Origin of the sequence: Bacillus sp. TH22, from assembly GCF_016651015.1 — a bacterium.
In the GTDB taxonomy this organism is placed as follows: Bacteria; Bacillota; Bacilli; order Bacillales; family Bacillaceae_G; genus Bacillus_A; species Bacillus_A mycoides.
Genome location: NZ_JAEKER010000001.1, coordinates 1,989,084 through 2,015,296, shown reverse-complemented (window position 1 = coordinate 2,015,296; position 26,213 = coordinate 1,989,084). Strand labels below are relative to the sequence as shown.

General features: G+C 35.5%; 24 protein-coding genes and 1 riboswitch. Of the genes, 20 read left to right on the top strand and 4 right to left on the bottom strand.

The window, feature by feature from the left end:
- Positions 1 to 97: 97 nt before the first annotated feature.
- Positions 98 to 532, bottom strand: coding sequence for an HIT family protein (locus JFU18_RS10200; RefSeq protein WP_097871395.1), 435 nt, complete (start codon positions 530 to 532; stop codon positions 98 to 100).
- A gap of 581 nt (positions 533 to 1,113) precedes the next feature.
- Between JFU18_RS10200 and ecsA the strand changes: the two genes are divergently transcribed.
- The 6 genes from ecsA to JFU18_RS10170 all read left to right on the top strand — a co-directional run bounded on the left by ecsA (position 1,114) and on the right by JFU18_RS10170 (position 6,772).
- On the top strand, positions 1,114 to 1,857 hold the full coding sequence (ecsA, locus tag JFU18_RS10195) for an ABC transporter ATP-binding protein EcsA (protein ID WP_001292616.1): 744 nt from the start codon (positions 1,114 to 1,116) through the stop codon (positions 1,855 to 1,857).
- Entirely contained in the window at positions 1,850 to 3,061 is a 1,212-nt protein-coding gene (locus JFU18_RS10190; RefSeq protein ID WP_201034819.1) for an ABC transporter permease, read from the top strand. The genes ecsA and JFU18_RS10190 overlap by 8 nt, the downstream gene beginning before the upstream one ends.
- Positions 3,062 to 3,074: 13 nt before the next feature.
- Positions 3,075 to 3,782 (top strand): ecs operon protein EcsC, encoded by a 708-nt coding sequence (gene ecsC, locus JFU18_RS10185; RefSeq protein WP_002030211.1) that lies wholly within the window; start codon positions 3,075 to 3,077, stop codon positions 3,780 to 3,782.
- Positions 3,783 to 3,919: 137 nt separating this feature from the next.
- On the top strand, positions 3,920 to 4,657 hold the full coding sequence (locus JFU18_RS10180; protein ID WP_201032626.1) for a (Fe-S)-binding protein: 738 nt from the start codon (positions 3,920 to 3,922) through the stop codon (positions 4,655 to 4,657).
- 2 nt (positions 4,658 to 4,659) lie between these two features.
- On the top strand, positions 4,660 to 6,090 hold the full coding sequence (locus tag JFU18_RS10175) for a LutB/LldF family L-lactate oxidation iron-sulfur protein (RefSeq protein WP_201034820.1): 1,431 nt from the start codon (positions 4,660 to 4,662) through the stop codon (positions 6,088 to 6,090).
- Positions 6,071 to 6,772 carry a LutC/YkgG family protein gene (locus JFU18_RS10170; protein ID WP_201032628.1) on the top strand — a complete coding sequence of 234 codons (702 nt, stop codon included), beginning with the start codon at positions 6,071 to 6,073 and terminating at the stop codon, positions 6,770 to 6,772. The genes JFU18_RS10175 and JFU18_RS10170 overlap by 20 nt, the downstream gene beginning before the upstream one ends.
- A gap of 193 nt (positions 6,773 to 6,965) precedes the next feature.
- On the opposite strand, the gene JFU18_RS10165 is transcribed toward JFU18_RS10170, so the two are convergent.
- A complete protein-coding gene (locus tag JFU18_RS10165) occupies positions 6,966 to 7,115 on the bottom strand; it encodes a sporulation protein YjcZ (protein WP_201034821.1) in 150 nt (49 codons plus the stop codon).
- A 156-nt stretch (positions 7,116 to 7,271) separates the two neighbouring features.
- On the opposite strand from JFU18_RS10165, the gene JFU18_RS10160 reads away from it, so the two are divergent.
- The 7 genes from JFU18_RS10160 (at position 7,272) to JFU18_RS10130 (ending at position 11,797) form a co-directional block, all read left to right on the top strand.
- Positions 7,272 to 7,856 (top strand): TetR/AcrR family transcriptional regulator, encoded by a 585-nt coding sequence (locus JFU18_RS10160; protein WP_085309593.1) that lies wholly within the window; start codon positions 7,272 to 7,274, stop codon positions 7,854 to 7,856.
- A gap of 2 nt (positions 7,857 to 7,858) precedes the next feature.
- Entirely contained in the window at positions 7,859 to 8,029 is a 171-nt protein-coding gene (locus JFU18_RS10155) for a hypothetical protein (protein WP_172805404.1), read from the top strand.
- 83 nt (positions 8,030 to 8,112) lie between these two features.
- Positions 8,113 to 8,589, top strand: a complete 477-nt coding sequence (locus JFU18_RS10150; protein ID WP_085309595.1) for a PH domain-containing protein — start codon at positions 8,113 to 8,115, stop codon at positions 8,587 to 8,589.
- A complete protein-coding gene (locus JFU18_RS10145) occupies positions 8,582 to 10,021 on the top strand; it encodes a PH domain-containing protein (RefSeq protein ID WP_201032629.1) in 1,440 nt (479 codons plus the stop codon). Before JFU18_RS10150 ends, JFU18_RS10145 begins: the two co-directional genes overlap by 8 nt.
- Before the next feature lie 202 nt (positions 10,022 to 10,223).
- A complete protein-coding gene (locus JFU18_RS10140) occupies positions 10,224 to 10,877 on the top strand; it encodes a DUF975 family protein (protein WP_201034822.1) in 654 nt (217 codons plus the stop codon).
- 219 nt (positions 10,878 to 11,096) lie between these two features.
- On the top strand, positions 11,097 to 11,534 hold the full coding sequence (locus JFU18_RS10135; protein WP_085309601.1) for a hypothetical protein: 438 nt from the start codon (positions 11,097 to 11,099) through the stop codon (positions 11,532 to 11,534).
- On the top strand, positions 11,531 to 11,797 hold the full coding sequence (locus JFU18_RS10130) for a CPCC family cysteine-rich protein (RefSeq protein WP_201032630.1): 267 nt from the start codon (positions 11,531 to 11,533) through the stop codon (positions 11,795 to 11,797). Before JFU18_RS10135 ends, JFU18_RS10130 begins: the two co-directional genes overlap by 4 nt.
- 73 nt (positions 11,798 to 11,870) lie before the next feature.
- Here JFU18_RS10130 and JFU18_RS10125 read toward each other — a convergent pair whose 3' ends face one another.
- Positions 11,871 to 12,254, bottom strand: a complete 384-nt coding sequence (locus JFU18_RS10125) for a hypothetical protein (protein ID WP_201032631.1) — start codon at positions 12,252 to 12,254, stop codon at positions 11,871 to 11,873.
- Between the two features lie 345 nt (positions 12,255 to 12,599).
- Between JFU18_RS10125 and JFU18_RS10120 the strand changes: the two genes are divergently transcribed.
- From JFU18_RS10120 to JFU18_RS10095, 6 genes are all read left to right on the top strand, one after another.
- Positions 12,600 to 13,136, top strand: a complete 537-nt coding sequence (locus tag JFU18_RS10120; RefSeq protein ID WP_085309607.1) for a TetR/AcrR family transcriptional regulator — start codon at positions 12,600 to 12,602, stop codon at positions 13,134 to 13,136.
- A 172-nt stretch (positions 13,137 to 13,308) separates the two neighbouring features.
- Positions 13,309 to 13,399, top strand: a riboswitch (cyclic di-GMP riboswitch).
- 60 nt (positions 13,400 to 13,459) lie between these two features.
- Positions 13,460 to 19,027: a SpaA isopeptide-forming pilin-related protein gene (locus tag JFU18_RS10115; protein ID WP_201050302.1), complete on the top strand. Its 5,568-nt coding sequence runs from the start codon at positions 13,460 to 13,462 to the stop codon at positions 19,025 to 19,027.
- An 802-nt stretch (positions 19,028 to 19,829) separates the two neighbouring features.
- Entirely contained in the window at positions 19,830 to 20,801 is a 972-nt protein-coding gene (locus tag JFU18_RS10110) for a hypothetical protein (protein ID WP_201032633.1), read from the top strand.
- 257 nt (positions 20,802 to 21,058) lie between these two features.
- Positions 21,059 to 21,355: a hypothetical protein gene (locus JFU18_RS10105; protein WP_003187801.1), complete on the top strand. Its 297-nt coding sequence runs from the start codon at positions 21,059 to 21,061 to the stop codon at positions 21,353 to 21,355.
- An 84-nt stretch (positions 21,356 to 21,439) separates the two neighbouring features.
- Positions 21,440 to 21,916, top strand: coding sequence for a PH domain-containing protein (locus JFU18_RS10100; RefSeq protein WP_002186468.1), 477 nt, complete (start codon positions 21,440 to 21,442; stop codon positions 21,914 to 21,916).
- Positions 21,909 to 23,327, top strand: coding sequence for a PH domain-containing protein (locus JFU18_RS10095; protein ID WP_060750245.1), 1,419 nt, complete (start codon positions 21,909 to 21,911; stop codon positions 23,325 to 23,327). The genes JFU18_RS10100 and JFU18_RS10095 overlap by 8 nt, the downstream gene beginning before the upstream one ends.
- Positions 23,328 to 23,426: 99 nt before the next feature.
- On the opposite strand, the gene hmoB is transcribed toward JFU18_RS10095, so the two are convergent.
- Positions 23,427 to 23,930 carry a heme-degrading monooxygenase HmoB gene (gene hmoB / locus JFU18_RS10090; protein WP_002011151.1) on the bottom strand — a complete coding sequence of 168 codons (504 nt, stop codon included), beginning with the start codon at positions 23,928 to 23,930 and terminating at the stop codon, positions 23,427 to 23,429.
- A gap of 127 nt (positions 23,931 to 24,057) precedes the next feature.
- Between hmoB and JFU18_RS10085 the strand changes: the two genes are divergently transcribed.
- Positions 24,058 to 26,175, top strand: coding sequence for a transglycosylase domain-containing protein (locus tag JFU18_RS10085; protein ID WP_201032636.1), 2,118 nt, complete (start codon positions 24,058 to 24,060; stop codon positions 26,173 to 26,175).
- The last annotated feature ends 38 nt before the right edge of the window (positions 26,176 to 26,213 follow it).

Here is a 26,213-nt window from a genome sequence, read left to right as displayed (position 1 = left end):
AAAAATCATACCCCCGGCATTTTTTGTGAAGAAAGAAGCCATACAATAAATGCCAGAGGAATCGGCTTATTATGTATTACTTCTTATTATAGTGGCACTATTTCACACTATTTGCAATTGTACTTGCGATGTTTTGTAAATTTTCCATTGTGTATTCATTTTGGTGTGATTTCCAAACAGCACCGAAACCATCGTTTTCACCGTAGCGTGGAATTAAATGAAGGTGGAAGTGGAATACAGTTTGTCCAGCTTTCTCGCCGTTATTGTTAAGTAGGTTGAAACCAACTGGATTAAATTCTGCTTTCATTGCATTTGCGATTTTTGGAACGACAGCAAAAATATGTGATGCGATTTCTGGCGTTAACGCAAAAATGTCTTGTTTGTGTATTTTCGGAATAACAAGAGTATGTCCTTTTGTTACTTGACTAATATCTAAAAATGCAAGTACATGCTCATCTTCGTATACTTTTGAGCAAGGGATTTGCCCGTCAATGATTTTACAAAAAATACAATTGTCCGCTGTATGATTCATCGATCTCATCCTTTCAAATAGTCTTAGCCGTATTTTACCATAATTACATAGGAGAACAAACACGAAAAACAGGAAGCTGACTCAGCTTCCTGTTTTCTGAAGAGGGATTGAAAAAGCATTTTTTATAATTTACGGTTCGCAGACACCTCATTTATATAAGAAATGCACGGTAAATCGGCTAAAGTTTCTGCCGTAGACACCCCATTTTCAAGTGAAATGAATTGCAATCTTTTTTTAAAATGAAATTGTTTATTTTTTAAAACAGTATATGCTCTTTCGGAGACACCCCGTTTCGAAAATGAAACAAATTATCTGGTTATGTGTAAATTTCATTGTCCAACTTGGACACCCCATTTCATGATGACTTTACTATGTTGTTGTACTCATCAATTGGTGGTTGCTTTTTCAATGTGTTCCTTCTTCACTAATTATGATGTCCGCTTTCGTAAAAATATATGCCAAGAAATTAAAATTTTTTTTTGAAGGCATCGATACTATGTAGTGCACCATGATTTTTGGTAAGATGAATATATACATTTCTTACAAAAGTGAATGAATATAAATGAAGAAAGTGGTGTCGTATGAGCGAGTTATTGCGTGTAGAAAATGTTACAGGAGGATATACGAAACGACCTGTACTGCAAAATGTTTCGTTCTCTGTTAATAAAGGCGAACTTGTCGGCTTAATCGGTTTAAATGGAGCTGGGAAAAGTACGACAATTAAACATATCATCGGTTTAATGGAGCCGAAAAAAGGGACTGTCACAATTAATGGGAAAACAATTCGTGATGATATGACAGCGTACCGTTCTAGTTTCTCCTTCATTCCAGAAACGCCAGTATTATATGATGAGTTAACGTTAGAAGAGCATTTGAAATTAACAGCGATGGCGTACGGTGTAGATGAAAAACAATATGAAGAACGCGTAGGACAACTATTACAAGAGTTTCGCATGAAAAATCGCTTAAAATGGTTTCCGTCTCATTTCTCAAAAGGGATGAAACAAAAAGTGATGATTATGAGTGCATTTTTAGTTGAACCATCACTTTACATTGTGGACGAACCTTTCGTTGGGCTTGATCCTTTAGCGATTCAATCACTTCTTCAAATGATGGATCAAATGAAAAAGAGTGGTGCGGGCATCTTAATGAGTACACATATTTTAGCGACAGCAGAGCGCTATTGTGATTCATTCATTATTTTGCATCAAGGTGAAGTGAGAGCGATGGGAACATTATCAGAACTTCAATCCGGGTTTAATATGCCTGGTGCAACGCTTGATGATATTTATATTGCGTTAACGAAGGAAGAAGATTATGAATAGCACAGCGTTATGGAAAGAACGATTTCGGCACTTTCTAAAAGAAGTTCGTACATATAGTAAATACGTATTTAATGATCATTTGAAGTTTATTTTCGTATTTATCATCGGCGCAGGAGCGTATTATTACCAGCAATGGTTACAAACGTTAACACCTTCGTTTCCGACAGCGATTGTTATGGCAGTCTTACTTGGCCTCGTATTAACAGCTGGGTCAGTCCAAACGTTATTAAAAGAAGCAGATCTCGTGTATTTGCTTCCAGTTGAAGAAAAGTTAAAGCCTTACTTTACGAAGGCATTTCTCTTTACGTTTATGATTCAGTTATACATAATCGCAATGGTAGCCGCTGCGCTTGCTCCGTTATACTTCCAGCAAATGAAACAAACAGGTGCCAATTACATATGGATTGTAATCGCGTTTGTCATTGTAAAAGCGTGGAATTTATTCGTAGCGTGGGAAAAATCATTTTTAACAGATCAAGATGTACAAAGAGCGGATTGGTTTATTCGTTTTATTTTAAACGGCTTATTTGTGTACGTCCTTGTAGAACGTACTTCAGTCATTTTTACCGGTGTGATTGTCTTTTTAATGGCGCTATACCTTGCTGTTATGCATCAAAAGGTGAAGGGAAAGCCGCTGAACTGGGAGTATTTAATTTCTGAAGAAGGTAAAAAAATGATGCTGCTGTACCGCATTGCGAATATGTTCGTTGATGTACCAGCGTTAAAAGAGAGAGTATCACGTAGGAAATGGCTTGATTTCATTCTTTCGATGATCGGTGAGAAACGTACATATTTATACTTATATACGAGAACATTTTTAAGATCGGGTAACTATTTCGGATTATATATGCGTTTACTCGTTCTTGGGGGAATTATTCTTTACTTTATCCCATTTTTATATGGACGTTTTATCGTAAGCTTTGTTTTCTTATACTTAATCGGCTACCAGCTCTTAACCCTTTGGAAACATCACCGTATGAAAGTTTGGCTTGATTTATATCCGGTAGGGGGAGACGAGAAGAAGAGAGATTTCCTTACTTTATTAAATGCGATTCTTATCATTGGTAGCGTTGTATTTACAATTATATTTGCACTTGCGACGAAAGATTTCATAATGACCGGCATTTTATTTGTCGTAAGCATATTATTTAGTATTGGTTTCGTTTATCAATACGGTGCGAAACGCATTGAGCGTTTAAACTGAAAGGAATGAACCTATGATTACATATGAAGAGAAGGTTATAAAAGAATTGGAGCAGTGGAAAGCTACATTCATGAAAGATTCTTCTATGATGACACGGTTCTCTAAAAAAGTGCAGGTGAAAGTGCAGCAACTAGTACCCGCGAAAGTACAAAAGGTACTAACAGAAACGATTCGGATGATGGTACAAACAATTAGTGCTGGATCAAACTTCATAAAACCGAAGCTAAAAGAAACGAACTGGTCACTGCAAAGAAGAGATGATGAAGTACGTAAAAAAATGGATGAGTACAAAAAAGTCGCAGCGGCAGAAGGGGCAGGAACAGGAGCAGGTGGTATTCTCCTTGGCCTTGCCGATTTCCCGTTATTACTTACTATTAAAATAAAATTTTTATTTGATGCAGCAACATTGTACGGATTTGATACGAGTAAAAAAGAAGAACGTCTTTTTATTCTTCACGTTTTCCAACTTGCTTTTTCAAGTGACGATCACCGAAAAGAAGTATGGAAAGCGATTGAAACGTGGGATACAGAAGAAGAAAATCATATGGACTGGGAAAAGTTCCAAACAGAATACCGAGACTATATCGATTTAGCAAAAATGCTTCAACTCGTTCCAATCATCGGTGCCCCAGTCGGCGCATATGCGAATTATCAATTGTTGCAAAGGCTTGGGGAAGTGACGATGAATTGTTATCGTATGCGCTTGCTTAATAGAAATTAATTTGTTTTACAAAAAGCATCCTAAATTACACATTTAGGATGCTTTTTTTATTTTTATTCATATTTTTAATTTTTTTTACCAATAATATACAAATAAAGTTACTTGAGCTTACTTTACTGTATTTAGGGGTGCAAAATATGAAAGTATCAATATTTATTACTTGTGTTGCAGATGTTTTTTATCCAGAAGTAGGGAAAGATGTTGTGGAAATTCTTGAAGATTTAGGGTGTGAAGTTGATTTTCCTAAAAATCAAACTTGCTGCGGACAACCCGCTTATAATAGCGGGTATGTTAAAGAAACAAAAACAGCTGCAAAACATATGATTGAAGCCTTCTCCAGTTCAGAATATGTTGTGGCACCATCGGGCTCTTGCGCTATGATGGTTCACGAGTTTTCTAGCTTGTTTTCTGAAAGTGAAGCGGATTGGAAGAAAAAAGCTACTGAACTTGGAAATAAAACATATGAATTCACACAATTTCTTGTGGAAGTATTAGGGAAAGAAGACTTAGGTGCAGAGCTTCATAAAAAAGCAACGGTTCATACATCTTGTCATATGAGCCGATTAATGGGGATTAAGGAACCGCCGCAAAAACTATTAAAGTGTGTAAAGGGACTGGAAGTTGTTTCATTGCCGCATAATTATGATTGTTGCGGATTTGGAGGGACATTCTCGGTGAAAATGCCAGAAATTTCTGAGCAAATGGTTGAGGAAAAAGTAAAGCATATTATGGAAACCGGTGCGGAAGTGTTAATTGGGATGGATTGTAGCTGCTTAATGAATATAAAAGGACGTTTAACACGCAATGGTTATTCAATTGATGTAAAACATATTGCTCAAGTATTAAATGAAGATCGAAAACAAGGGGGGATATAGAGATGGGAATGAAAATTGGGAACGATCCCTTTCATAAGCGTACTAAAACAGGCATTGGGGATCAATTTATGCGACAGGCTGTCAGGAAAGCGCAAGATGGTCTTAGAATCAAGAAATTAAAAGCTACTGAGAGTCTTGGGAATTGGGAGGAATGGCGAGCTTTAGGAGAAGAAATTCGAAAACATACATTAGAAAACCTTGATTATTATTTATATGAGCTGAGTGAAAATATTGAAAAAAACGGTGGTTTTGTTTATTTTGCAAAGACTGCAGAAGATGCAAGGGAATATGTAAAAGAGATTGTAAAAAAGAAAAATGCGAAAAAAATTGTGAAATCAAAATCGATGGTAACAGAAGAGATTAGTTTAAATGAAGCGATTGAAGAAGCTGGAGCAGAAGTATTAGAAACAGATCTTGCTGAATTTATTCTACAAGTGAATGACCACGATCCTCCCTCGCATATTGTTGTTCCATGCCTTCACAAAGATAAAGAACACATTTGTGAAATATTTAAAACAAAATTAAATTACACTGGAACATCTGATCCTACGGAAATGGCGAGGTTTGTAAGATCGTATTTACGGGATGATTTTTTTGCAGCGGATATAGGAGTGACTGGATGTAACTTTGCTGTTGCAGATTCGGGATCAATTTCTATCGTAGCAAACGAAGGAAATGCAAGACTTACTACGACACTTCCGAAAACGTTGATTACAGTTATGGGGATGGAACGTATTGTTCCGACATGGGAAGAGCTTGATGTTTTAGTAACACTTCTATGCCGAAGTTCTGTAGGACAAAAGTTAACAAGTTATATTACAGGATTAACTGAGCCTGGCGGAACAGATGGACCTGAGGAATTTCATTTAGTCATTGTTGATAATGGCCGTTCCGATATTGTAGGAACAGAATTCCAAAGTGTCCTTCAGTGCATTCGTTGCGCGGCATGTATTAATGTGTGTCCTGTATACAGGCATATTGGTGGACATGCATATGGCTCTATTTATCCAGGACCAATTGGAGCTGTGTTGACACCGCTTTTAGGGGGATATGATGAATATAAGGATTTACCTTACGCATCTAGCCTTTGTGGTGCTTGTACAGAAGCGTGTCCAGTGAAAATCCCGTTACATGACTTATTAATTAAACATCGCAGCCGCATTGTAGAAGAAAAACGATCACCTGTAGCTTGGAACGTGGCTATGAAAGGTTTTGAAAAAGCGGTGAAGAGTCCTAGACTATTTTCTTTTGCAGCGAAGAGCGCTCCGTATGCATTAAAACCTCTTGCAAAAGGGGATAAGATCGAGCGCGGCATTGGGCCGTTAAAAGCTTGGACGGATGCGAGAGATTTTCCAGTTCCGAAAAAACAACCGTTTCGAGAGTGGTTTGAAAAACACGAAAAGGAGAACAATGATGGCCATCCAAAATCGTGAGGAATTTTTACTCCAGTTATCAGAAAAGCTTGGTAGGAAACGTCCAGAAGTAGTGAAAAAACCGAACTGGTCTTTTTCCCCGCAGTGGGATGTTTTTGACGGACTGGCGCAAGATGAACTTGTATTAAAGTTAATAGAGCACTGCGAAGTCATTCATACAGAAGTAAAGCGAACAACAAAGGAAAATCTTGTTGAAACATTGGGGTCTTTTATAAAAGATTGGAATATCAAATCTGTTATATGTTCGAATGATGAGCGCTTTAATGAGTATGGTCTTACGCCATGTTTCAGCAATGAAGGAACAACACATTTTCGTACATGGGGATTAGATCATAAAGAAGAGGACATAAAATTTGCGAAAGCTGCTGACCTTGGCATTACGTTCAGTGATATGACTCTAGCGGAATCAGGAACCGTTGTACTATTTAATGACGGGTTAAAAGGAAGACATGTGAGTCTTCTTCCAGAGTCATACATTGCAATCGTTCCTAAAAGTACGATCGTACCAAGGTTAACCCAAGCTACAAAACTGATTCATAATCAAAGTAAAGAGGGAGAAAACTTGCCGGCTTGTGTGAACTTCGTTTCTGGTCCGTCAAATAGTGCGGATATTGAAATGAACCTTGTCGTAGGTGTGCATGGGCCAATTAGAACAGCGTATATTATTGTGGATGATCAATAATGATTTACGTGTGCGAGTTGGAAATATAGATGAAGCATTATAAGAATACTGAAAATAGAAAGCGCTGGCTGTTAAATATAACCGGGGCTTTCTATTTTGTGTGCCCTTACTCGTGAAGAAACCTTAAGAAGGAAAATTTTAATCTCTGTTTCAGTTTTCTACGCTACTATAACTAACTGAATTGTGTCTTTTCTTAGAAGCTAAACACACTATAACTAGCTCCAATTATAATGAATACGATAAAGAGCAGAATGATTAATAAAAGCCCACTACTACCGCTCTTACCATCTTTGCCATCTTTGCCATCTTCACCGCCGCTACCACCTTTACCGCCAGATCCCATATGAAAATCCTCCTTATCGTTATACATTGTTTTTACTTTATATTTTTCTAGGTTCATCAAGAAGTTCCTTTTAAAACTCTAATTAACTTGCAAATCATTCATTTTCATTTTACAATTTACTTACCGACCGGTAAGTAAAAATAGAAGAGGTACAGTATGACAAAAAATTTACAAACATCGCAGCACATTGTAGATGCATCATTTAAACTAATGGCAGAGCATGGCATTGAGAAGATGAGTCTTTCAATGATTGCGAAAGAAGTAGGCATATCAAAGCCAGCTATTTATTATCATTTTCCGTCTAAAGAAGCGCTAGTTGATTTTTTATTTGAAGAGATTTTTTCTGGATATTATTTCGTGGGTTACTTCGATAAAGAACAATATACGAAAGAAAACTTTGCAGAAAAGTTAATCGCAGATGGTTTACATATGTTATCGGAGTATAGAGGTCAAGAAGGCATATTACGCGTTATAAATGAATTCATCGTAACTGCGACGCGAAATGAAAAGTACCAGAAACGCTTATTTGAAATACAAGAAGATTTCTTAAATGGATTCCACGATTTATTAAAGCAAGGTGTGGAACTTGGTGTTGTGTCACAACATGCAACTGAAGAAAACGCGCATACGTTAGCGCTCGTTATTGATAATATGAGTAATTACATATTGATAGGATTCGATTTAAAGTATAAAGAAATTTGGATTCGAAATGTGAAAAACGTAATGAAGGAGGGGGAATAAAAATGAAAATGCAGAAAAACTGGTGGCTCGGTTTTCTGGGGTTAATTGGAATTTATAAAATCCCAGGTATGATTGAAGCTTATCAAGCGGATAAAGGTTGGTTCGCGTTAATTAGTTTAGTTTGGCTGCTTTGGTTCGGGTATTTTATTCCTGAGAAAAAAGAGGATAAATAATAAATTTTCAATTTTATGTAAAGTTATGTAAAATATAGATTGAGACAATTCATATATTAGATTAATAGATTTGGAGTGGTTACATGGATCCATTGAAAAATGAAATTCATCCTGACATGATCAAGGTGTGGAAAGTTCGTGCTGTAATTGAGGAAGGGATCGGTATTCTCGTCATTTTAGCTTACCTGTTCCTTATGATAAAGTTTGATTGGTGGGCGTGGATTTTGTATGTGCTGATCGGGTTAACAGTTGCACTAGCACCATTTGAGTACTTCCTATTCCCGAAACTGCGTCAGCGTTATTATAGCTACCAACTAAATGAAGAAGAACTTGAAATTCAGCACGGTCTTTTCGTTGTAAAGCGCGTATTAGTACCGATGATTCGTGTACAGCACGTTACAATTGAACAAGGACCAATTATGAGAAAATATGGATTAGCAGAATTACATATTTCAACGGCGGCAACTTCTCACAGCATTCCAGGCTTAACGATGTATGAAGCAGAAATGTTAAAAACGAGAATCGCAGAATTAGCGAAAGTGAGTGATGAGGATGTATAAGAGGCAGCATCCCATTACGATGTTATTAGAATTAAAAATAACAGACTTTATACCATTATTTATTTTCATGTTTAGTTTAAATGGAAAGTTTCCATTTTGGTATTTAATTCCCGCTGGATTCGGTTTACTCACCGTCTTTTCAGCGTTTGAAAAATGGTATTACACAACATACTGGGTTGAAAATAACGTATTACATGTGAAACAAGGGCTCTTTGTGAAGAAGGAGAGCTACTTAAATAAAGAACGTGTTCAAACGATTAATACAAGTTCAAACGTGTTATATCAAATGCTCGGTTTAAAGAAAATTCAAATCGAAACAGCTGGCGGAGGCGATGATGCCGAAGTAAGCCTAGCTGGTATTACAGAAGATGAGGCGAAGGAGCTTATTTCCTTACTAAATGAGCCAACTCCAGAAGTAAAAGCAGAAGAAACATCAGAAGAAGTAGTAGAAAAAGAAGTTATGACAGAGGAAAAGCAAGCGACAGAGTACAAATTAACTTTGAAAGAAATTTTATTAGCATCTGTTACATCTGGTCAGTTTGGATTATTATTCTCATTAATCTTTTTCGTGTATCACCAAGTAGATGAGTACATTCCGAAATGGATAAAAAATAGCGTAGAGTCGTATGTAATGGATCATGATATATACGGCTGGATTTACATGGTAGCTATTTTACTCGTCCTTTCGTGGATTATATCTACAATTGGTTACGCGTTAAAACATGGTAATTTCACAGTAAATCGAAAAAACGATGAAGTGCGTATTTCTCAAGGATTACTTGAAAGGAAAGAACTTGTACTAAAGTTACACCGCATTCAAGGGATTACGATAAAAGAAGGTATTTTCCGTCAGATGTTCGGTTATTGTGCTGTGCAAGTCGAAGTCATTCAAAGTAAGGGATTGGGAGAAGAGAAAGACAAAGTTACGCTGCATCCGATTATTCGAAAAGATCGTGTGCAAGAGTTACTCGCTCATTTACAATTGCCATATGAACTGAATACAAATATTACTGCATTACCAAAAGCAGCCTTGCGCCGTTATTTAATTGATAGTTTCATTTTCTTCGCAATGCTAGCAGTCCCGCTTACTGGGATAAGCATATACTTTGAAAAGTATTTCATCATGTGGGCGTTGTTACCGCTAGCTATCCTCATCGTTACACTTGGATACGCAACATTTAAAACAAATGGTTACGGTGTAAACGGAGAACAAATTACGATTATACATCGTAGTATTGGGAAACATACAGGACTTGTAAGAAGAAGACACGTCCAATCAATTGAAAAAACACAATCATATTTCCAGCGCCGAGCGGATTTATGTACGTATACGTTTTCTAGTGCATCATCGAATTATAAACTAGAGCATACGAGAGTAGAAGATGCGGAGAGAATGCAGGATTGGTATAAGAAGAGAATATGTGAGGATTAATTTAAAAAAGCTTGCCTATTATGAATGGCAGGCTTTTTTGTTATGGAGAAATGAGTAGTTTGATTCATATATGGGTGCAAATACAGCTCACATTTCTCAATACGTATCAGAAAAAAAGTAGTACCTTTCTATTTCAGGGAAATTCGTGAAATTTTTGATATAAATGGTATACTAATATAGAAATAATATTAGGAGGTTATATATGATAAGTCAGTTGAAAAGAGAAGCACTTGATGCATTAAAAGGAAAATGGGGATTAGCGGTAGGGGCAACCTTATTACTTGGAATCCTTATTGGAGCTGTTGAACTTCTAATTACAGGTGTTTTCTCGATGTTTTGGGGTTGGGAAGAAGCAAATGAGTCGCTTACAGTAACTATTATTGCAATGCTTGTTATTGGTCCGTTAACAATAGGCGCCTACTATCTTGTTTTAAATGTAATCCGTGAGACTAGTGCTCGCATTGGTGATTTATTTAGATGGTTTAGCGATGGAAGTAAGCTTATGAAGTTGTTTTTAACATATTTACTAATGTATGTATACTTGATGCTATGGACATTACTTCTTATTATTCCGGGTATTATTAAATCATTTTCTTATTCTATGACGTATTTTATTTTGAATGATCGTCCAGAATACACAGCGAATCAAGCAATTACCGAAAGTCGCCGTATGATGAATGGACATAAAATGGATTACTTTTTACTATGCTTAAGTTTCCTTGGCTGGTTCATTTTAAGTATTCTTACTGTAGGAATCGGTTTCTTATGGTTAGCACCTTATTTCTACTCGACATCGGCAGCATTTTATAAAGAGATTTCAAAAGAATATTATAAAAAAGAAGGTACTACCTTCTAATAAACCACCTAAACCACTTGTCCCCTAAAGAATATAGGGAACAGACGGTTTAGGTGGTTTGATATGTGTTCTGTTTTCGGGTTCACTTCAGGATAAGGTATAGGTTTTTATATAGAAATTATTCCCTCTATGTTTTATCATAGAGGGTTATTTTTTTATATAAAAATGATAGGAAATAATGAATAATATATATGGAAGGAAAAAGTGAGGTGAATGAGATTGAGTAAATTTTTAATTCCGTATTCCTTTTCTATATTAAGTTTCTTTATTTCAGTAACGGTACTTGATTTATATGATAGGATGGGAAAAACTAATGAGATGACTTCGCCGACCATACTTGGAAAGGTAATTCAATCTACTGCGCAAATGGGAGTCCTTACATTGTATTTCGGAGTACCTATCATTTTAGGTGGATGTCTTCTTGGTGAGCTATTGTTTAGAGGTATCATTTTACAATTTAAACTAAGCTATATTATATCTTTATTATTATATCTACTTTTAGCTTTTAGTATTGTTTTTGTAACGGTAGGAATTCCAACTACATATGAAGATTCTAATACTTTTTTCATGGGGATAACTATGATTTGCGCTGTTACATTCTTTGTGGGCCGGAATATAGGGGAGAAAAAACAAATTAATAATGGAGTGACAAAATGAAATACACATGTCCATGCTGCGGATATAAAACATTAGAAGAAGAACCACCAGGTACATATGAAATTTGCAGTATATGTTATTGGGAAGATGATCCTGTTCAGTTTAACGATCATGACTTTGAAGGCGGAGCAAATGAGCCCTCGTTAAGACAAGCGCAGAGAAATTTCATTGCGTTTGGTGCTTGCGAGGAATGTTTCGTTGGATCAGTTAGAAAGCCGACTAGTGAAGATGTGAAGGATGCTAGTTGGAAGAAAATTTGTTAAATAGCTTTAAATAAAAATGTTATTACTCAATGTAACAAGAGTAATAACATTTTTTTATGCAATGATGAAAGAATTAACGACGTCTTATAAGATAAAACAATAAAGATGATACAGTAATAGGAAGGCCAGTATCCAGAAAGGTATTTAAATTAAAGGATAGAAACTCTCTGTCGTTAAACCACGTAAAGAATAAATGATTGTAGGAAATACCTAGCAGTATAAATAAAGGAATGCCGATTTTTAATTCATGACTTCTTTTTATTTTTTTATAACAAAATTCACCTAATAAACAACCGATAAGAGCGGGGATACTGCCAAGAATAATATACATAATGATTGATACCCAAATTGGTCCCCATGAATCTGCAAAATTGGGAACTCGTGTATACTGTAAAAAATTTACAATGACAGAGAAAACTAGTAAGCATGTTAAATAGCTAATAGAAAATTTTTTCAATGGAATCATCCTTATAAAATTTTGATTGCCTCAGTTAGGTATTTTTTTAAAAATATAAATTCTTTTAAATTATAGATTAAATGTATGAGGAGAATCAACTTGTTAAAAGGTTATTTCATATTAATGGATATATTAGGAATGAACATAAAAGTATAGATGTATAGTCAACGTTGTGTATTTGATGTTATCATATTGTGATATGGAAATTTTTAATAGAAGAAGCAACTAACAATTCAAAGATAATGAAGCCTATATTGAATAAAAAAATACCTAGTAGTACTGAACAATATTAAAAATAAAATACGTATTTAGATAGAATTAGTAGAAATGAGGGTTTAAAAAGGAATGAACACGAGCATAACACGGCAAAAGATTTTAGCCGCCGCTTCTCAAATTGTTCAATTTAAAGGAGTAGCTAAGTTAACTTTAGAAGCAGTAGCAAAAGAGGCAGGTGTAAGTAAAGGTGGGTTATTGTATCACTTTTCAAATAAAGAAGCTTTAATAGAAGGCATGATACTTAAAGGGACAGAGGAGTATCATGGTGCTATTCATAATAAGGTAACGGAAGACACAGAGAAGAAAGGAAGGTGGGTTCGTTCTTTTGTGGAGGAAAGATTAAGTAATGAGAAAAGAACAGAAGAGTTGTGTAGTAGTATGATGGCAGCATTAATGCTAAAACCTGAATTACTTGAGCCATTACAACAAGCATTTCAGCAATTGCAAACTAAAATAGAAAATGATGAAATGGATTCTGTTTGTGCCACAATTATTAGATTAGCAGCTGATGGATTATGGTATTCGGAATGTTTAGGGATCGGAAGACTAAGTCCCGAATTAAGAGAAAAAGTGATTCAAACCCTTATTAATGCTTCCTATAAATAGAATATATAAACTATAGAATAAAAAATAATTCCCCATTGGTTTATTTAATCCGGTGGGGAATTATTTTTTTATTAGAATAATAGAACAATTTTGCAGGGTGTTGAATTATAACCGTCCAGACGGTATAGTAATATTTGGTTCAAAAGGAAAATGAAACAAAAAAAGAATAAAAAAATATTTTTAGCACACTATTCGAAAGGATAGGCCGCAAAGCTTAGAGTCTACGGTAATATATTGGTTACTAAGATCGTCTGGTTGCACATTTTTGATGCAACCGGACGGTCTTTTTTTGTTATATAAATATAAAAAATTAGGAGGAAATTATGCAAACGAAAAGTACTAAAAGGCACATTTCAATGGTTTCATTAGTTTTTCTAGTATTATTTTCAGTGCTGAATGTATGGGCTCCAGTTATTCAAGCCGCTGTGATAAAAAATCCAGTGGACGAGATTAACATTTCTCGTACTGATGGCACAACATCTGAACCATATCAGGCTTCAGATGGTATGAAAGTAGAAGTGAAGTGGTCAGCTAAAGAACAGATAAAGAGTGGAGATCAATTCACAATTGATATGCCAAAAGAATTTCGAAAAGATCTTATGAATATGAGTTTTCCTTTAAAAGATGCTGAAGGCAAAACAGTTGGTACATGTGAGATGAAAAAGGGTCTATTAACGTGTACTATGGGTGATTATGTAGAAGGAAAGAATAACGTTAAAGGTTCTTTATTCGTAGAATTTTACTTTGGTCTAGAAGCATATGATGGTGTCCAAAAAATCCCATTAGAATTTAACGTTGATGGTCAAATCGTAAATAAAGAAGTAAGTGTAAGTAATACGACAGAGAGACCGCAGCCGCAGCCCAATACAGATAATCTATTGAAATGGGGTTCTTATAATCAAGAAGACCCTTCAATTGCAGAATGGCTTGTATATGTAAATGCAACTGGAACAGAAATGCAAGATCTTAAATTAACAGACACATTAGGACCTGGGCATGAGTTAATTACAGACAGCGTAGTATTAGAAGAGGCTGTATTTGAAGATGGTTATGCACCAACAAATGTTAAGCCAGCAGATTTATCTAAAATTAAAATCAATGCAACGAAGACTGGATTTACAATTGAATTTCCAGACAGTTCAAAAGGTTATATTTTAAGATATAAAACAAAGATTACCAATCCCGCTGCAAAGCCTCATAAAAATACAGTGAAATTAGAAGGCAAAAATATTAAAACTGAAGAAAAAGTAGGAGAAGTATTCGTAAGTGGTGGGGGAGGAACCGGTTCAGGCGACGATAATCCACCTAGTATTGAAAAGAATATAGTTGATGAGAATGGTAAGCTTGTAGAGAATCAGCAGTTAGCGCAAATGGATCAACCTATTCAATATCAAGTTGGTACACATATACCAAACGATCCTCCTAAATACACATCTATGGTAATTAGTGATGATTTAGAAGATGTATTAGAAGTATTAGAGGCAAAAGTGTATGATCAAAATGGCCAAGATATTACTTCTAAAGGAACACTAAAGATAGATAAACAAAAAAGTGAAGTAATATTTACGTTCGGTGAGAGTTTTGACTATAAGTCATATGAGGACCAGATAATTAACTTGAATATTAAGGCGAAAATTAAAGCTGATGCAGACTTATCTTCTTACGTAGATAAGAAGATTCCTAATAAAGCAGAATTACATTTTGATGATAAGAAATTAACATCAAATGAAGTAACTGTTACGCCGCCTGAACCTCCAAAAGACGGTACAGTAGCTATTCATAAAATAGATGCTGAGAATCCGAATAAAGAGTTAACAGGTGCCGAATTTGAAGTTCGAGATAGTGAGGATAAGGTTGTTGCAGTACTGAAAACAGGCGAAAAAGGTTTTTCAGCACCTCAAACTTTAGCTCCTGGGACGTATAAAGTTTATGAAAAAGTAGCACCTGAGGGATATCAAAAATTAACAAGTCCGGTAGAGGTTACGCTTCAAGCTGGAGAAACAAAAACAATTGAAATTAAAAATACCATGCAAAAGGGTCAAATTGAATTAAAGAAAATTGATTCGGAAAATGGTGGTAAAGCGTTAGCAAATGCAGAGTTTGATGTAGTAAAAGACGGTGTAGTAGTTGAACATATTATTACAGATAAAGACGGTAAGGCAATTTCTAAACCGTTAGCACCAGGAAAATATATTTTAAAAGAAACGAAAGCGCCCGAAGGATACCAATTAAAAGAAAAAGAGTTCGAAGTAAATGTAACAGGGGACGGCATATTCCCAATAACAGTAGAAAATGCAATGGTAGACAAAGGTAATGTAGAAATTACAAAAGTGGACAAAGAAAGCGGCGCAGTATTAGCGGGTGTCGAATTTGAAGTCCAAGATGAGAAAGATAAAGTGGTAAGAAAAGTAGTAACAGATAAAGATGGAAAAGCAAACGTTTCAGATCTATCAGTAGGAAAGTACAAATTAGTAGAGACGAAAAGCTTACCAGGTTACAAGAAACTAACAGAATCAGTATCATTTGAAATTAAAAAAGGTATGACAGAAGTCTTATCACTGAAAGTAGAAAATGAGCAGTTAGATAAAGGCTCAGTAGAAATTATAAAAGTAGATAAAGACAGCCAAAAAGCATTAGCAGGCGTAGTCTTCGAAGTGCAAGATGAAAAAGGAAAAATGGTAAAAAAAGTAACGACAAATAAAGATGGAAAAGCGAATGTCTCAGACTTATCAGTAGGAAAATACAAATTAGTAGAGACGGAAAGCTTATCAGGTTACAAAAAATTAACAGAGCCAGTATCATTCGAAATAAAAAAAGGTATGACAGAAGTCTTATCACTGAAAGTAGAAAATGAGCAGTTAGATAAAGGCTCAGTAGAAATTATAAAAGTAGATAAAGACAGCCAAAAAGCATTAGAAGGTGTAGTCTTCGAAGTGCAAGATGAAGCTGGAAAAATAATAAAGAAATTAACAACAGATAAAAGTGGAAAAGCAAAAATTGCAGACCTATCAGTAGGAAAGTACAAACTAGTAGAAGTAGAAAGTTTACCAGGCTATAAGAAACTAACAGAGTCAGTATCATTTGAAATCAAAAAAGGCATGATCGAGGTACTATCATTAAAAATAGAAAATGAAATGGTAGATACGGGAAATGTAGAAATCACAAAGATAGATAAAGATAATAAGGCACTGTTAGCGGGAGTAACGTTTGTTGTCCAAGATGAAAAGGGCAATGAGGTGAAAAAAGTAACGACAGATAAAGATGGAAAAGCAAATGTTTCAGATTTACCTGTAGGAAAGTATGAATTAGTAGAGGTAGAAAGTTTACCTGGTTATAAAAAGTTAGAAAAACCAGTATCATTTGAAATTAAAAAAGGTATGACGAAGTCTTTAACATTTACTGTAGAAAATGAAATGGTAGATACAGGGAATGTAGAAATCACAAAGATAGACAAAGATAGTAAAGCACCATTAGAAGGTGTTGTGTTTGAAGTACGTGATTCAAAGGGGAAAGTAGTAACAAAAGTAAAAACGGATAAAGATGGAAAAGCAAATGTTTCAGATTTATCTATTGGAAAGTATGAGTTGGTAGAAGTAGAAACACCAGCAGGATACAAACCGCTAGAAAAACCAATTTCATTCGAAATTGAAAAAGGTAGAGTAACAGCATTACAATTAACTGTCGAAAATGAATTAGTGGATACAGGAAATGTAGAAATTACAAAAGTAGACAAAGAAAATAAAGATGCTTTAGCTGATGCCGTATTTGAGATTCAAGACGAAGCAGGACAAGTAGTCGCTAAAATAACGACAGATAAAAAAGGGCACGCACAGGTTACTAATTTATCAGTTGGAACATACAAGTTGGTAGAGGTAAATGCACCAAAAGGATATAAGCAATTAGTAGATCCTATTACTTTCCAAATTGAAAAAGGTATGACAAAATCTCTTGCTTTAACAGTAGAAAACGAAATGTTAGACAAGGGTAATGTAGAAATTACAAAAGTAGATAAAGAAGGCCAAAAAGCATTAGCGGGCGTAGTCTTTGAAGTACAAGATGAAGCAGGCAAAGTAGTAACAGAAGTAACAACAGATAAAGATGGAAAAGCAAAAGTCTCAGACTTATCTGTAGGCAAGTACAAATTAGTAGAAAAAGCAGGCTTACCGGGATACAAAAAACTAACAGAGCCAGTATCGTTCGAAATTAAAAAAGGTATGACGAAAGTTTTATCATTGAAAGTAGAGAACGAACTGTTAGATAAAAGTTCAGTAGAAATTAAAAAAGTGGACAAAGAAAGTGGCGCAATATTAGCGGGCGTAACCTTCGAAGTGCAAGATGAAAAAGATAAAGTAGTAACAAAAGTAACAACAGATAAAGATGGAAAAGCAAACGTTTCAAATTTATCAGTAGGGAAATATAAGCTAGTAGAGGTAGAAAGCTTACCAGGATACAAAAAACTAGCGAAACCAGTATCGTTCGAAATTACAAAAGGTATGACAGAAGTCCTATCATTGAAAGTAGAGAACGAAAAGTTAGATAAAGGTTCAGTAGAAATTACAAAAGTAGATAAAGAGAGCCAAAAAGCATTAGCAGGCGTAGTTTTTGAAGTGCAAGATGAGCAAGGTAAAGTAGTAACAGAAGTAACGACAGATAAAGAAGGAAAAGCAACAATTTCAGATTTATCTGTAGGAAAGTACAAATTAGTAGAGAAAGAAAGCTTACCAGGTTACAAAGAACTAACAGAACCAGTATCATTCGAAATTACAAAAGGTATGACGAAAGTTTTATCATTGAAAGTAGAGAATGAACTATTAGACAAAGGTTCAGTAGAAATTACAAAAGTAGATAAAGAGAGCCAAAAAGCATTAGCAGGCGTAGTTTTTGAAGTGCAAGATGAGCAAGGCAAAGTAGTAACTGAAGTAACGACAGATAAAGAAGGAAAAGCAACAATTTCAGATTTATCTGTAGGAAAGTACAAATTAGTAGAGAAAGAAAACTTACCAGGATACAAAAAATTAACAGAACCAGTATCATTTGAAATTACAAAAGGTATGACAGAAGTCCTATCGTTGAAAGTGGAGAATGAGCAGTTAGATAAAGGTTCAGTAGAAATTACAAAAATGGCTGCTGAAAGCAAGAATATATTATCAGGAGCTGTGTTTGAAGTTCATGATGAAAAAGGTAAAGTAGTAGCGAGAGTAACAACAGATAAAGAAGGAAAAGCAAAAGTCTCAGATCTATCTGTAGGTAACTACACACTTGTAGAAGTAGAAGCACCAAAAGGATATGAAAAATTAACTAATCCAATTCCATTTGAAATCACAAAAGGAATGATAAATTCAGTTCAATTAGAAGTATTAAACGAATTGAGTCATTTAGCACCACCAGGTCCAGAAAAACCAGATCCAGAGAAACCGGAAAAACCAGATCCAGAGAAGCCTGGAACAACAGATCCAGAGAAGCCTGGAACAACAGATCCAGAAAAACCGGAAACAACAGATCCAGAGAAGCCTGGAACAACAGATCCAGAGAAACCTGGAACAATGAATCCAGAGAAGCCTGGAACAACAGATCCAGAGGAACCTGGAACAACGAATCCAGAGAAGCCTGGAACAACAGATCCAGAGAAACCTGGAACAACGAACCCAGAGAAGCCTGGAACAACAGATCCAGAGGAACCTGGAACAACGAATCCAGAGAAGCCTGGAACAACAGATCCAGAGAAACCTGGAACAACGAACCCAGAGAAGCCTGGAACAACGAATCCAGAGAAACCTGAAAAAGAATTACCGAAGACAGGGCAGAAAATGCTTGTGGAACCATATATGGGAGCACTTCTTGTAATGATGAGTTTTGGATTACTCGTATTAGGTAGAAAACAGCAAAGATAATAAAAGTGAAAAGGTATCCTCAAAGTATTTGAGGATACCTTTTTTATCGTTATTTGGCATAAAAAAAAGCATCTAGCAAAAGAATTAGCTGCAAATAAAAAACACAAGGGAAGATAAATGTCTTCCCGCTTCACGAATGTGCTTATTTCAAAAAAAGTATAAAAACTAGTTTTATTATATATATTTGATGTGTAAAGGTATGGAAGGAAAAGGTTATACGTTTTCGTAGTGTTTTGTTGAAAAAAGAGCAATCTATGTAATTAATTTTAACGATTTAGGAAATAAGTCCCGTTCTTAAAGCGTTTGAAGAGCGATAGTCCAATAGTAGGTGGGAGATGAAATTAGGGTTGGAATCTTATTGGATCTTAAAATGTAGAGGGGGAAAATAATGTAAAAAAAACTATTGTATGTTTAAAATCTTTATGTTACATTTGTGTTACAAAAGAGTTGCGAATCGTGACTTTTGTTACGGTTTGTTTTCTATTGCTTTTCGGTATGTTACAGATTATAGTTTGTATTCCAATTAGCTGAGAATGTTTAAAGCTGAAGAAATAGCAAACTATAAACGAAAAATGATTTTTCTATGTGTATAAGAGTGTGTGTAGTAAAGATTCTGAGTAAGGGCTTTATTAAAATTCCTTTCTGTCTTAAAAGAAGAAGAAAACCAACTACCAACTATTTAGGAGTTTTAAGTAATGATAGTAAATGAAATGTACAGTACATATTTACTTTCAGTCTAATTACTACACAGACTTTTATACATATGATGTTATTGTTTTAGGTATATATAGGGGGAGAGAAAATGAGAAAGTTATTAACGGTAATTGGACTTACGTTTTTAATGCTAGCTGGATGTAGTAATGGGGATTTTGACAAAGCAATGGATGAAGGGAAGACCGCGTTAACGAATAAAGAATATAAAAATGCTTTATCATCATTTGAACGAGCATTAGATGAGAAAAAAGATGATTCAGATGCAAAAGTGTTTGTAGAGCAAACGAAAGCAATGATTGAAGCAGTGAAGCTAAAAGAAGAAGCAAAGCTAGAAGAATCGATCAAGTCATTTGAAAAAGTAGAGAGCGTGAAGAATGGAAGTAATGCGCTTATAAAACAAGCAACGGAAGAACGAACAGCATTAGTAGCGATCTTAGAACAAAAAAAGAATTATAGTGAGCAACTGGCAAAAAGTGAAGAGTTAATAAGTAAGAAAAATTATACAGAAGCGAAAGAGATATTAAATAAGCTAGTTTCAGAAACAAAAGATAACAAGAACCTTGAAGAATATAATAAAAAGGCTTTAGGATTAATCACTAAAATTGGTGAAGAGGAAAAAACTGCAAAGAGTGTAACGACAGCAGCGAAGGCACAAAAAAATGATGCAGTAACGAGTCAAAAGGTAGCGACAGAAAAGAACCAAAAAGCAGAGACAGAAAAAAATCAAAAGGCAGTAACAGAAAAGAATCAAAAAGCAGAGACAGAAAAAAATCAAAAGGTAGTAACAGAAAAGAACCAAAAAACAGAGACAGAAAAGAACCAAAAAGTAGAGACAGGAAAGAATCAAGATGCATTTACTTTTGAGAAAGCTAAAGAATATATCAAAAATGAATATAAAGAAGAATATGATTACACACTAGAGAATACGCAAGTAGAAAATGGAAAGAAATATTATCAAATTAGAGTGCGTACGACATATAAAATAGAAGGCGCAGCTGGACCAGGATTTACTGGCGTATTCAAAGTATTTGAAGATGGTACAATTGTTGAAATACACTAAATCGATAAAAAGGTATCCTCAAAGTATTTGAGGATACCTTTTTAAGTTTGTTTAGCATAAAAAAAGCATCTAGCAAAAGTACTAGATGCAAATAAAAACACAAGGGAAGATAAATGTCTTCCCTTTTCCCGTAAGTAATTATATCAAAAAAATTATAAAAAACTAGCTTTATTTTTAATATAATGAATTTGTGAGGCTATGAAAGTAAAAGATTACACTATTTTCGTAGTGTTTTATTAAGAAAAGGAGTTGTGTCCATGATTAATTTCAAGCCAGAAAATTTAAACCAACTATTAAAAGTGACGCTTATAAGTGCGAATAAGTCTTATGATGCGATTAAAGAGTATGAATTTACGGGAGAAGCAGTAGTATTCCGTGTAGACTTCGAATATATTGACGTTTCTCTAATGATTATAGATATGTTAGGAAGAACTGCTTCTAAATTTAACATTTTGCCATACGCTCGTCCTAATACGAATGAAATAGATTACATTCAGTTCCAAGTGTATTCCATTAATGAAGGGAATTTTAAAGAAATGCTCGATACGATGTGATAACTATAATTTTACAAAACTGTATATAAAGCCTTATTTTCTGCTAATATATAATTAATAAATTGATATAATTGGAGTGATGAGATGCAGCCGTTAGAGAGGGAGATTCATTCTAATATGCTGAAAGTGTGGAGAATTCATGCTTTAATTGGGGCGGCAGTTATACTAGCAGTCGTAATTGCGTATTTCTTTTTTATGATTAACTTTAACTGGTGGGGCTGGTTGTTTGGATTGTTAGTGACAGGAGCAGTTATATACATACCACTCGACTATTTTGTATTTCCAAATTTACGTCAACGTTATTATAGTTACAGATTAAATGAAGAAGAGATTGAGATTCAAAAGGGAATGTTCGTTGTAAAACGCGTACTTATTCCGATGATCCGCGTGCAGCACGTAACGATTGAGCAAGGACCGATTATGAGAAAGTATAATTTAGCAGAATTACATATTTCAACAGCGGCAACTTCGCATAGTATTCCAGGCTTAACGAAAGAAGAAGCAGAGCAGTTGAAAAGACAAATTGGAGAGCTTGCGAAAGTGAGTGATGAGGGTGTATAAGAGGCAACATCCGATTACGATATTATTAGGTATTAGGATTTCTAGTTTATTTCCACTTATTATCCTTGTTATGTTTAAACCTGAAGAACAAGTGAAACCCTGGTATTTATTTTATCTTTTCATCTTGTTTATTATATTCATTATGACGATATTTTCAGCTATAAAATGGTATTTCAAAGTATACTGGGTTGAAAATAATATTTTACATATAAAACACGGTGTTTTTGTAAAGAAGGAAAGTTATTTAAATAAAGACCGTGTGCAAAACATTAGTACATCTTCTAATGTCATTTATCAAATGCTTGGGCTTACGAAATTAAATATAGAAGTAGCGGGCGGCGGTAGTGAGCCGGAAGTGATGTTAGCTGGTATTAAAGAAGATGAAGCGAAGGAACTGATTGCCTTATTAAATAAAAAAAGAAGCGCTGCGAGTGAAGAAGTACCCATGGCAGAAGAAAGTAAGACGATTTATCAGTTAACGATGAAAGAGATTTTAGTAGCTTCCATTACGTCTGGTAGATTCGGATTAGTGTTTTCTGGATTACTTCTTATTTACACAGAGTTTAATCAATTTCTTCCAGAATGGCTCATAAATAAAGTGGAAGCGTATGTGATGGATAACGGTGTATATGAATTAATCGTTATGGCCGCGATTTTAATGGCGGTTTCGTGGGTCGTTTCCACAGCTGGTTATGCGCTAAAATATGCGAACTTTAAAATAGAGCGAAACGGAAATGAAATTCGTATTGTGCAAGGGTTATTTGATAAGAAAGAGTTTGTCTTAAAGCTCCACCGCATTCAAGCAATTACTGTGAAAGAAGGAATTCTCCGCCAGCCTTTCGGTTATTGCTCTGTCGAAGTGGAAGTCATTCAAAGTATAGAAGCGGCAGGGAATGAAGTGATGTTACATCCTTTTATGAAGAAAAAAGATGTACAGCAGCTACTTGCCTATTTACAGTTGCCATATGAAATAGAAGAGGAAATCGTTCATTTACCGAAGGCTGCATTACGCCGTTACGTCGTAATGGGCTGGATTACAAGTGCTGTGCTCGCTGTGCCAATCGCTGGTGCGAGTATATATTTTAAACAACATACTGCGTTGTTCGTTCTTATACCGCTATTTATTGTATTTACAATACTTGCATACGCTAGATATAAAAGTGGTGGATATATGATACGAGACAATCAGTTAGTAATGGTGCACCGAGGTCTCGCGAAATATACAGGGATCATGCGAAGAAGGCATATTCAAGTGGTCGGATACAATCAATCTTATTTTCAAAAGAAAGACGAGTTATGTACAGCTGCTGTAGCGGTGGCGGGACATGGTTATGAAGTGAAGCATATGCGAAAAGAAGACGCGCTTCGCATATATAATTGGTACAAAGAAAAAGGAAACACCAGTGTGTAATGGTGTTTCCTTTTTGTGTGTCGTCATTTGTCGATAAGTCGATATATTTCGAGTTGCGCCGATATAATTTCGCATACCGCCGACTCCGAACTCCGAAAATTAAACTAACACATCAAAAGTAGTCACGAACGACGGGCGAGAGAAAATACTTTTTTGCTGTTCTGCATGTGGATGCGCCTGAGCCTGAGCTTGTCCTTCTGCTTGTGCAGGGCGTTTTTTATGAGCGTTTTCGAATGAACGTGATTCTGTCCAGTCTTTAAAGTTTTGCTCAGTTTCCCACATCGTTAAGATGACATATGTATCATTACTTAATGGGCGAAGAACACGGATTGCTTGGAAGCCAGGCTCATTTTCGATTAGACCAGCACGGTTTTTAAAACGGTTTTCAAATACAGGGCGACCTTCGTCTGTTACAGAAATGTTGTTACAAACGATGTAGCCAGATTGTCCTTTAAATTCTCCAACAGCATCTAATACGTCATACTGAAGTGTCGATTCTACAGATTCTTCAGTATTTTCTTTATAAAACATATCTTTTTCGTTATTTTTTGCAGTGAAATGTGCTTGTTCTAGAGGTGTTTCGTATGAAATAATAGCCTTCATTTTAATGCCCCCTTTATGGTTTGTCTCTATTATATCAATTCTCTTAAAAAACTTCGAAGATTATATACATAAAGATACTTCTTTTTCAAATAATAAATGTACCATCATTTGGAAAGAAGGCCGATGTATGAAGAAAGCAAAGTGGACTTTATTAGGCGGGGTAGCAACGTTCGTAGTAGCGATTGTACTCTATAAACTTATTGTGTTAACTGGTGGCTATATGATGGATGAAAAGCAGCTTGTTTTCCACTCTTCATCACGTATCGTTGACCAGAAAGGAAAAGAAATTACGAAGTTATATGTAGAAAATAGAGAGCTCGTGCCGATTGAAGAAATTCCAAAGTACGTGCAGCAAGCATTTATTGCTGTGGAAGATTCTCGTTTTTATGAGCATCAAGGAATTGATTACCCTTCTATATTTCGGGCGCTTTATAAAGACGCGTTAGCTGGAGAGAAGGTAGAAGGCGGTAGTACGATTACGCAGCAACTAGCTAAAAATGTCTTTTTAACTCGCGAAAAAACATTTACGCGTAAATTGAAAGAGGTCGCAATTTCTCTTCAATTAGAGCAAAAATATACGAAGCAGCAAATTCTTGAAATGTATATGAACCATATTTATTTCGGTCATGGGGCATATGGTATTCAAGCGGCAGCAAAGTTGTATTTTAATAAAAATGTAGAAGATTTAACAGTGGAAGAGGGAGCTATGCTTGCAGGGCTTCCGAAAGCGCCAAATGGCTATTCACCGTACTTATCCCTAGAAAAGAGTAAAGGGCGCCGTGATCTTGTTTTGTCACTTATGCATAAACAAGGCTATTTAACAGCGGAAGATAGTGTTCGTTACCAAGGGAAAACAATCGCTCTTTATAAAAATTCAGATGAACGTGAACTCGCATATATGCCGTATATCGATATGGTTATAGATGAAGCGGCGCGTTTATATGGTTTATCGCATCAAGAAGTACTGCGCGGAGGATATACGTTTGTCGTACCGATGGATGAAAAAGTTCAAAAGGTAGCATATAACCAGTTTCAAGATGCGAGAAATTTCCCTGGTAAAGAAAACGGGGCGCAAGGTGCATTTTTATTAATGGATAATCAGACTGGCGGAATTAAAGCCGCGATTGGCGGAAGAGAGTATGTTCCGAGAGGGCTTAATCGCGTTTTTGCAAAGCGGCAGCCTGGTTCTGTTTTAAAGCCGCTTATCGTATATGGACCTGCACTTGAGACGAAGAAATATAATCCATATTCTTTATTAACGAATGAAAAAAGTTCGTTTGAAGGTTATGAACCTCGAAATTATAATCATGAGTATACGAAAGAGATGACGATGTACGATGCGGTATTAGAATCAGCAAATGTGCCAGCTGTATCTTTATTAAATGAATTAGGGGTAGATGAGGGAAAGCAATATTTAGAGAAAGGGAATGTTCATATTGCGGACTCAGGTTTAAGCACAGCACTTGGCGGGCTAAAAAATGGTGTGTCTCCATTTGATCTTGTCAAAATGTACCGATCTTTTTTAGCAAACGGGAATATTATCGAACCGCACGTTATCGATAAAGTATTAAATAGACACGGGGCGGTCATTGGAGAATCATCAAAAGCTGAAACGAAAGTCTTTTCGAAGCAAACGGCATGGTATATGACAAAGATGCTTGAAGGAGTTGTGAAAGAAGGTACGGCGAAAGCTGGCGTATATAATGGAGCTTTAGCTGGAAAAACAGGCACAACTTCATTGCCGAATGATGACAATAGTGCGCGTGATATGTGGTTCGTTGGATATACACCGAATTTAGTAGGTGCAGTTTGGATTGGCTATGACCGCACCGATAAAGAGCATCAATTACAAGATGGAAATGCATCTGCAACGATGTTATTTAAAAAGATTTTAACGAAAGCAAACATACAAGATAAAGCGAGTTTTCATAGGCCAAAAGGTGTTGAAACAATTGGACTGCCAATTCGTTTAGATAAGATTCAAAACGTGGAAGCAAAACTAGCATTTAGTCCTTTCGGTTTATTTGCAATGAAACTAAGCTGGACGCCGCTTCCTGATGAGCGAATTATGTACCGGATTTATAAAGTTGAAAAAGGAATTCATACTCACGTTGGAACGGCAAAAGGAACGGGGAAATATGAGGAGAAGTTTATTAATATATTCTCAAAACCAAGTTTTTACGTTGTGCCATATAACACACAAACGAACCGTGAAGGAGAAAAGTCAAAAGTAGCTAAACCGTAGTTTTTCTCTGTGCTATAATAAGAATGTTGTGAAAATAG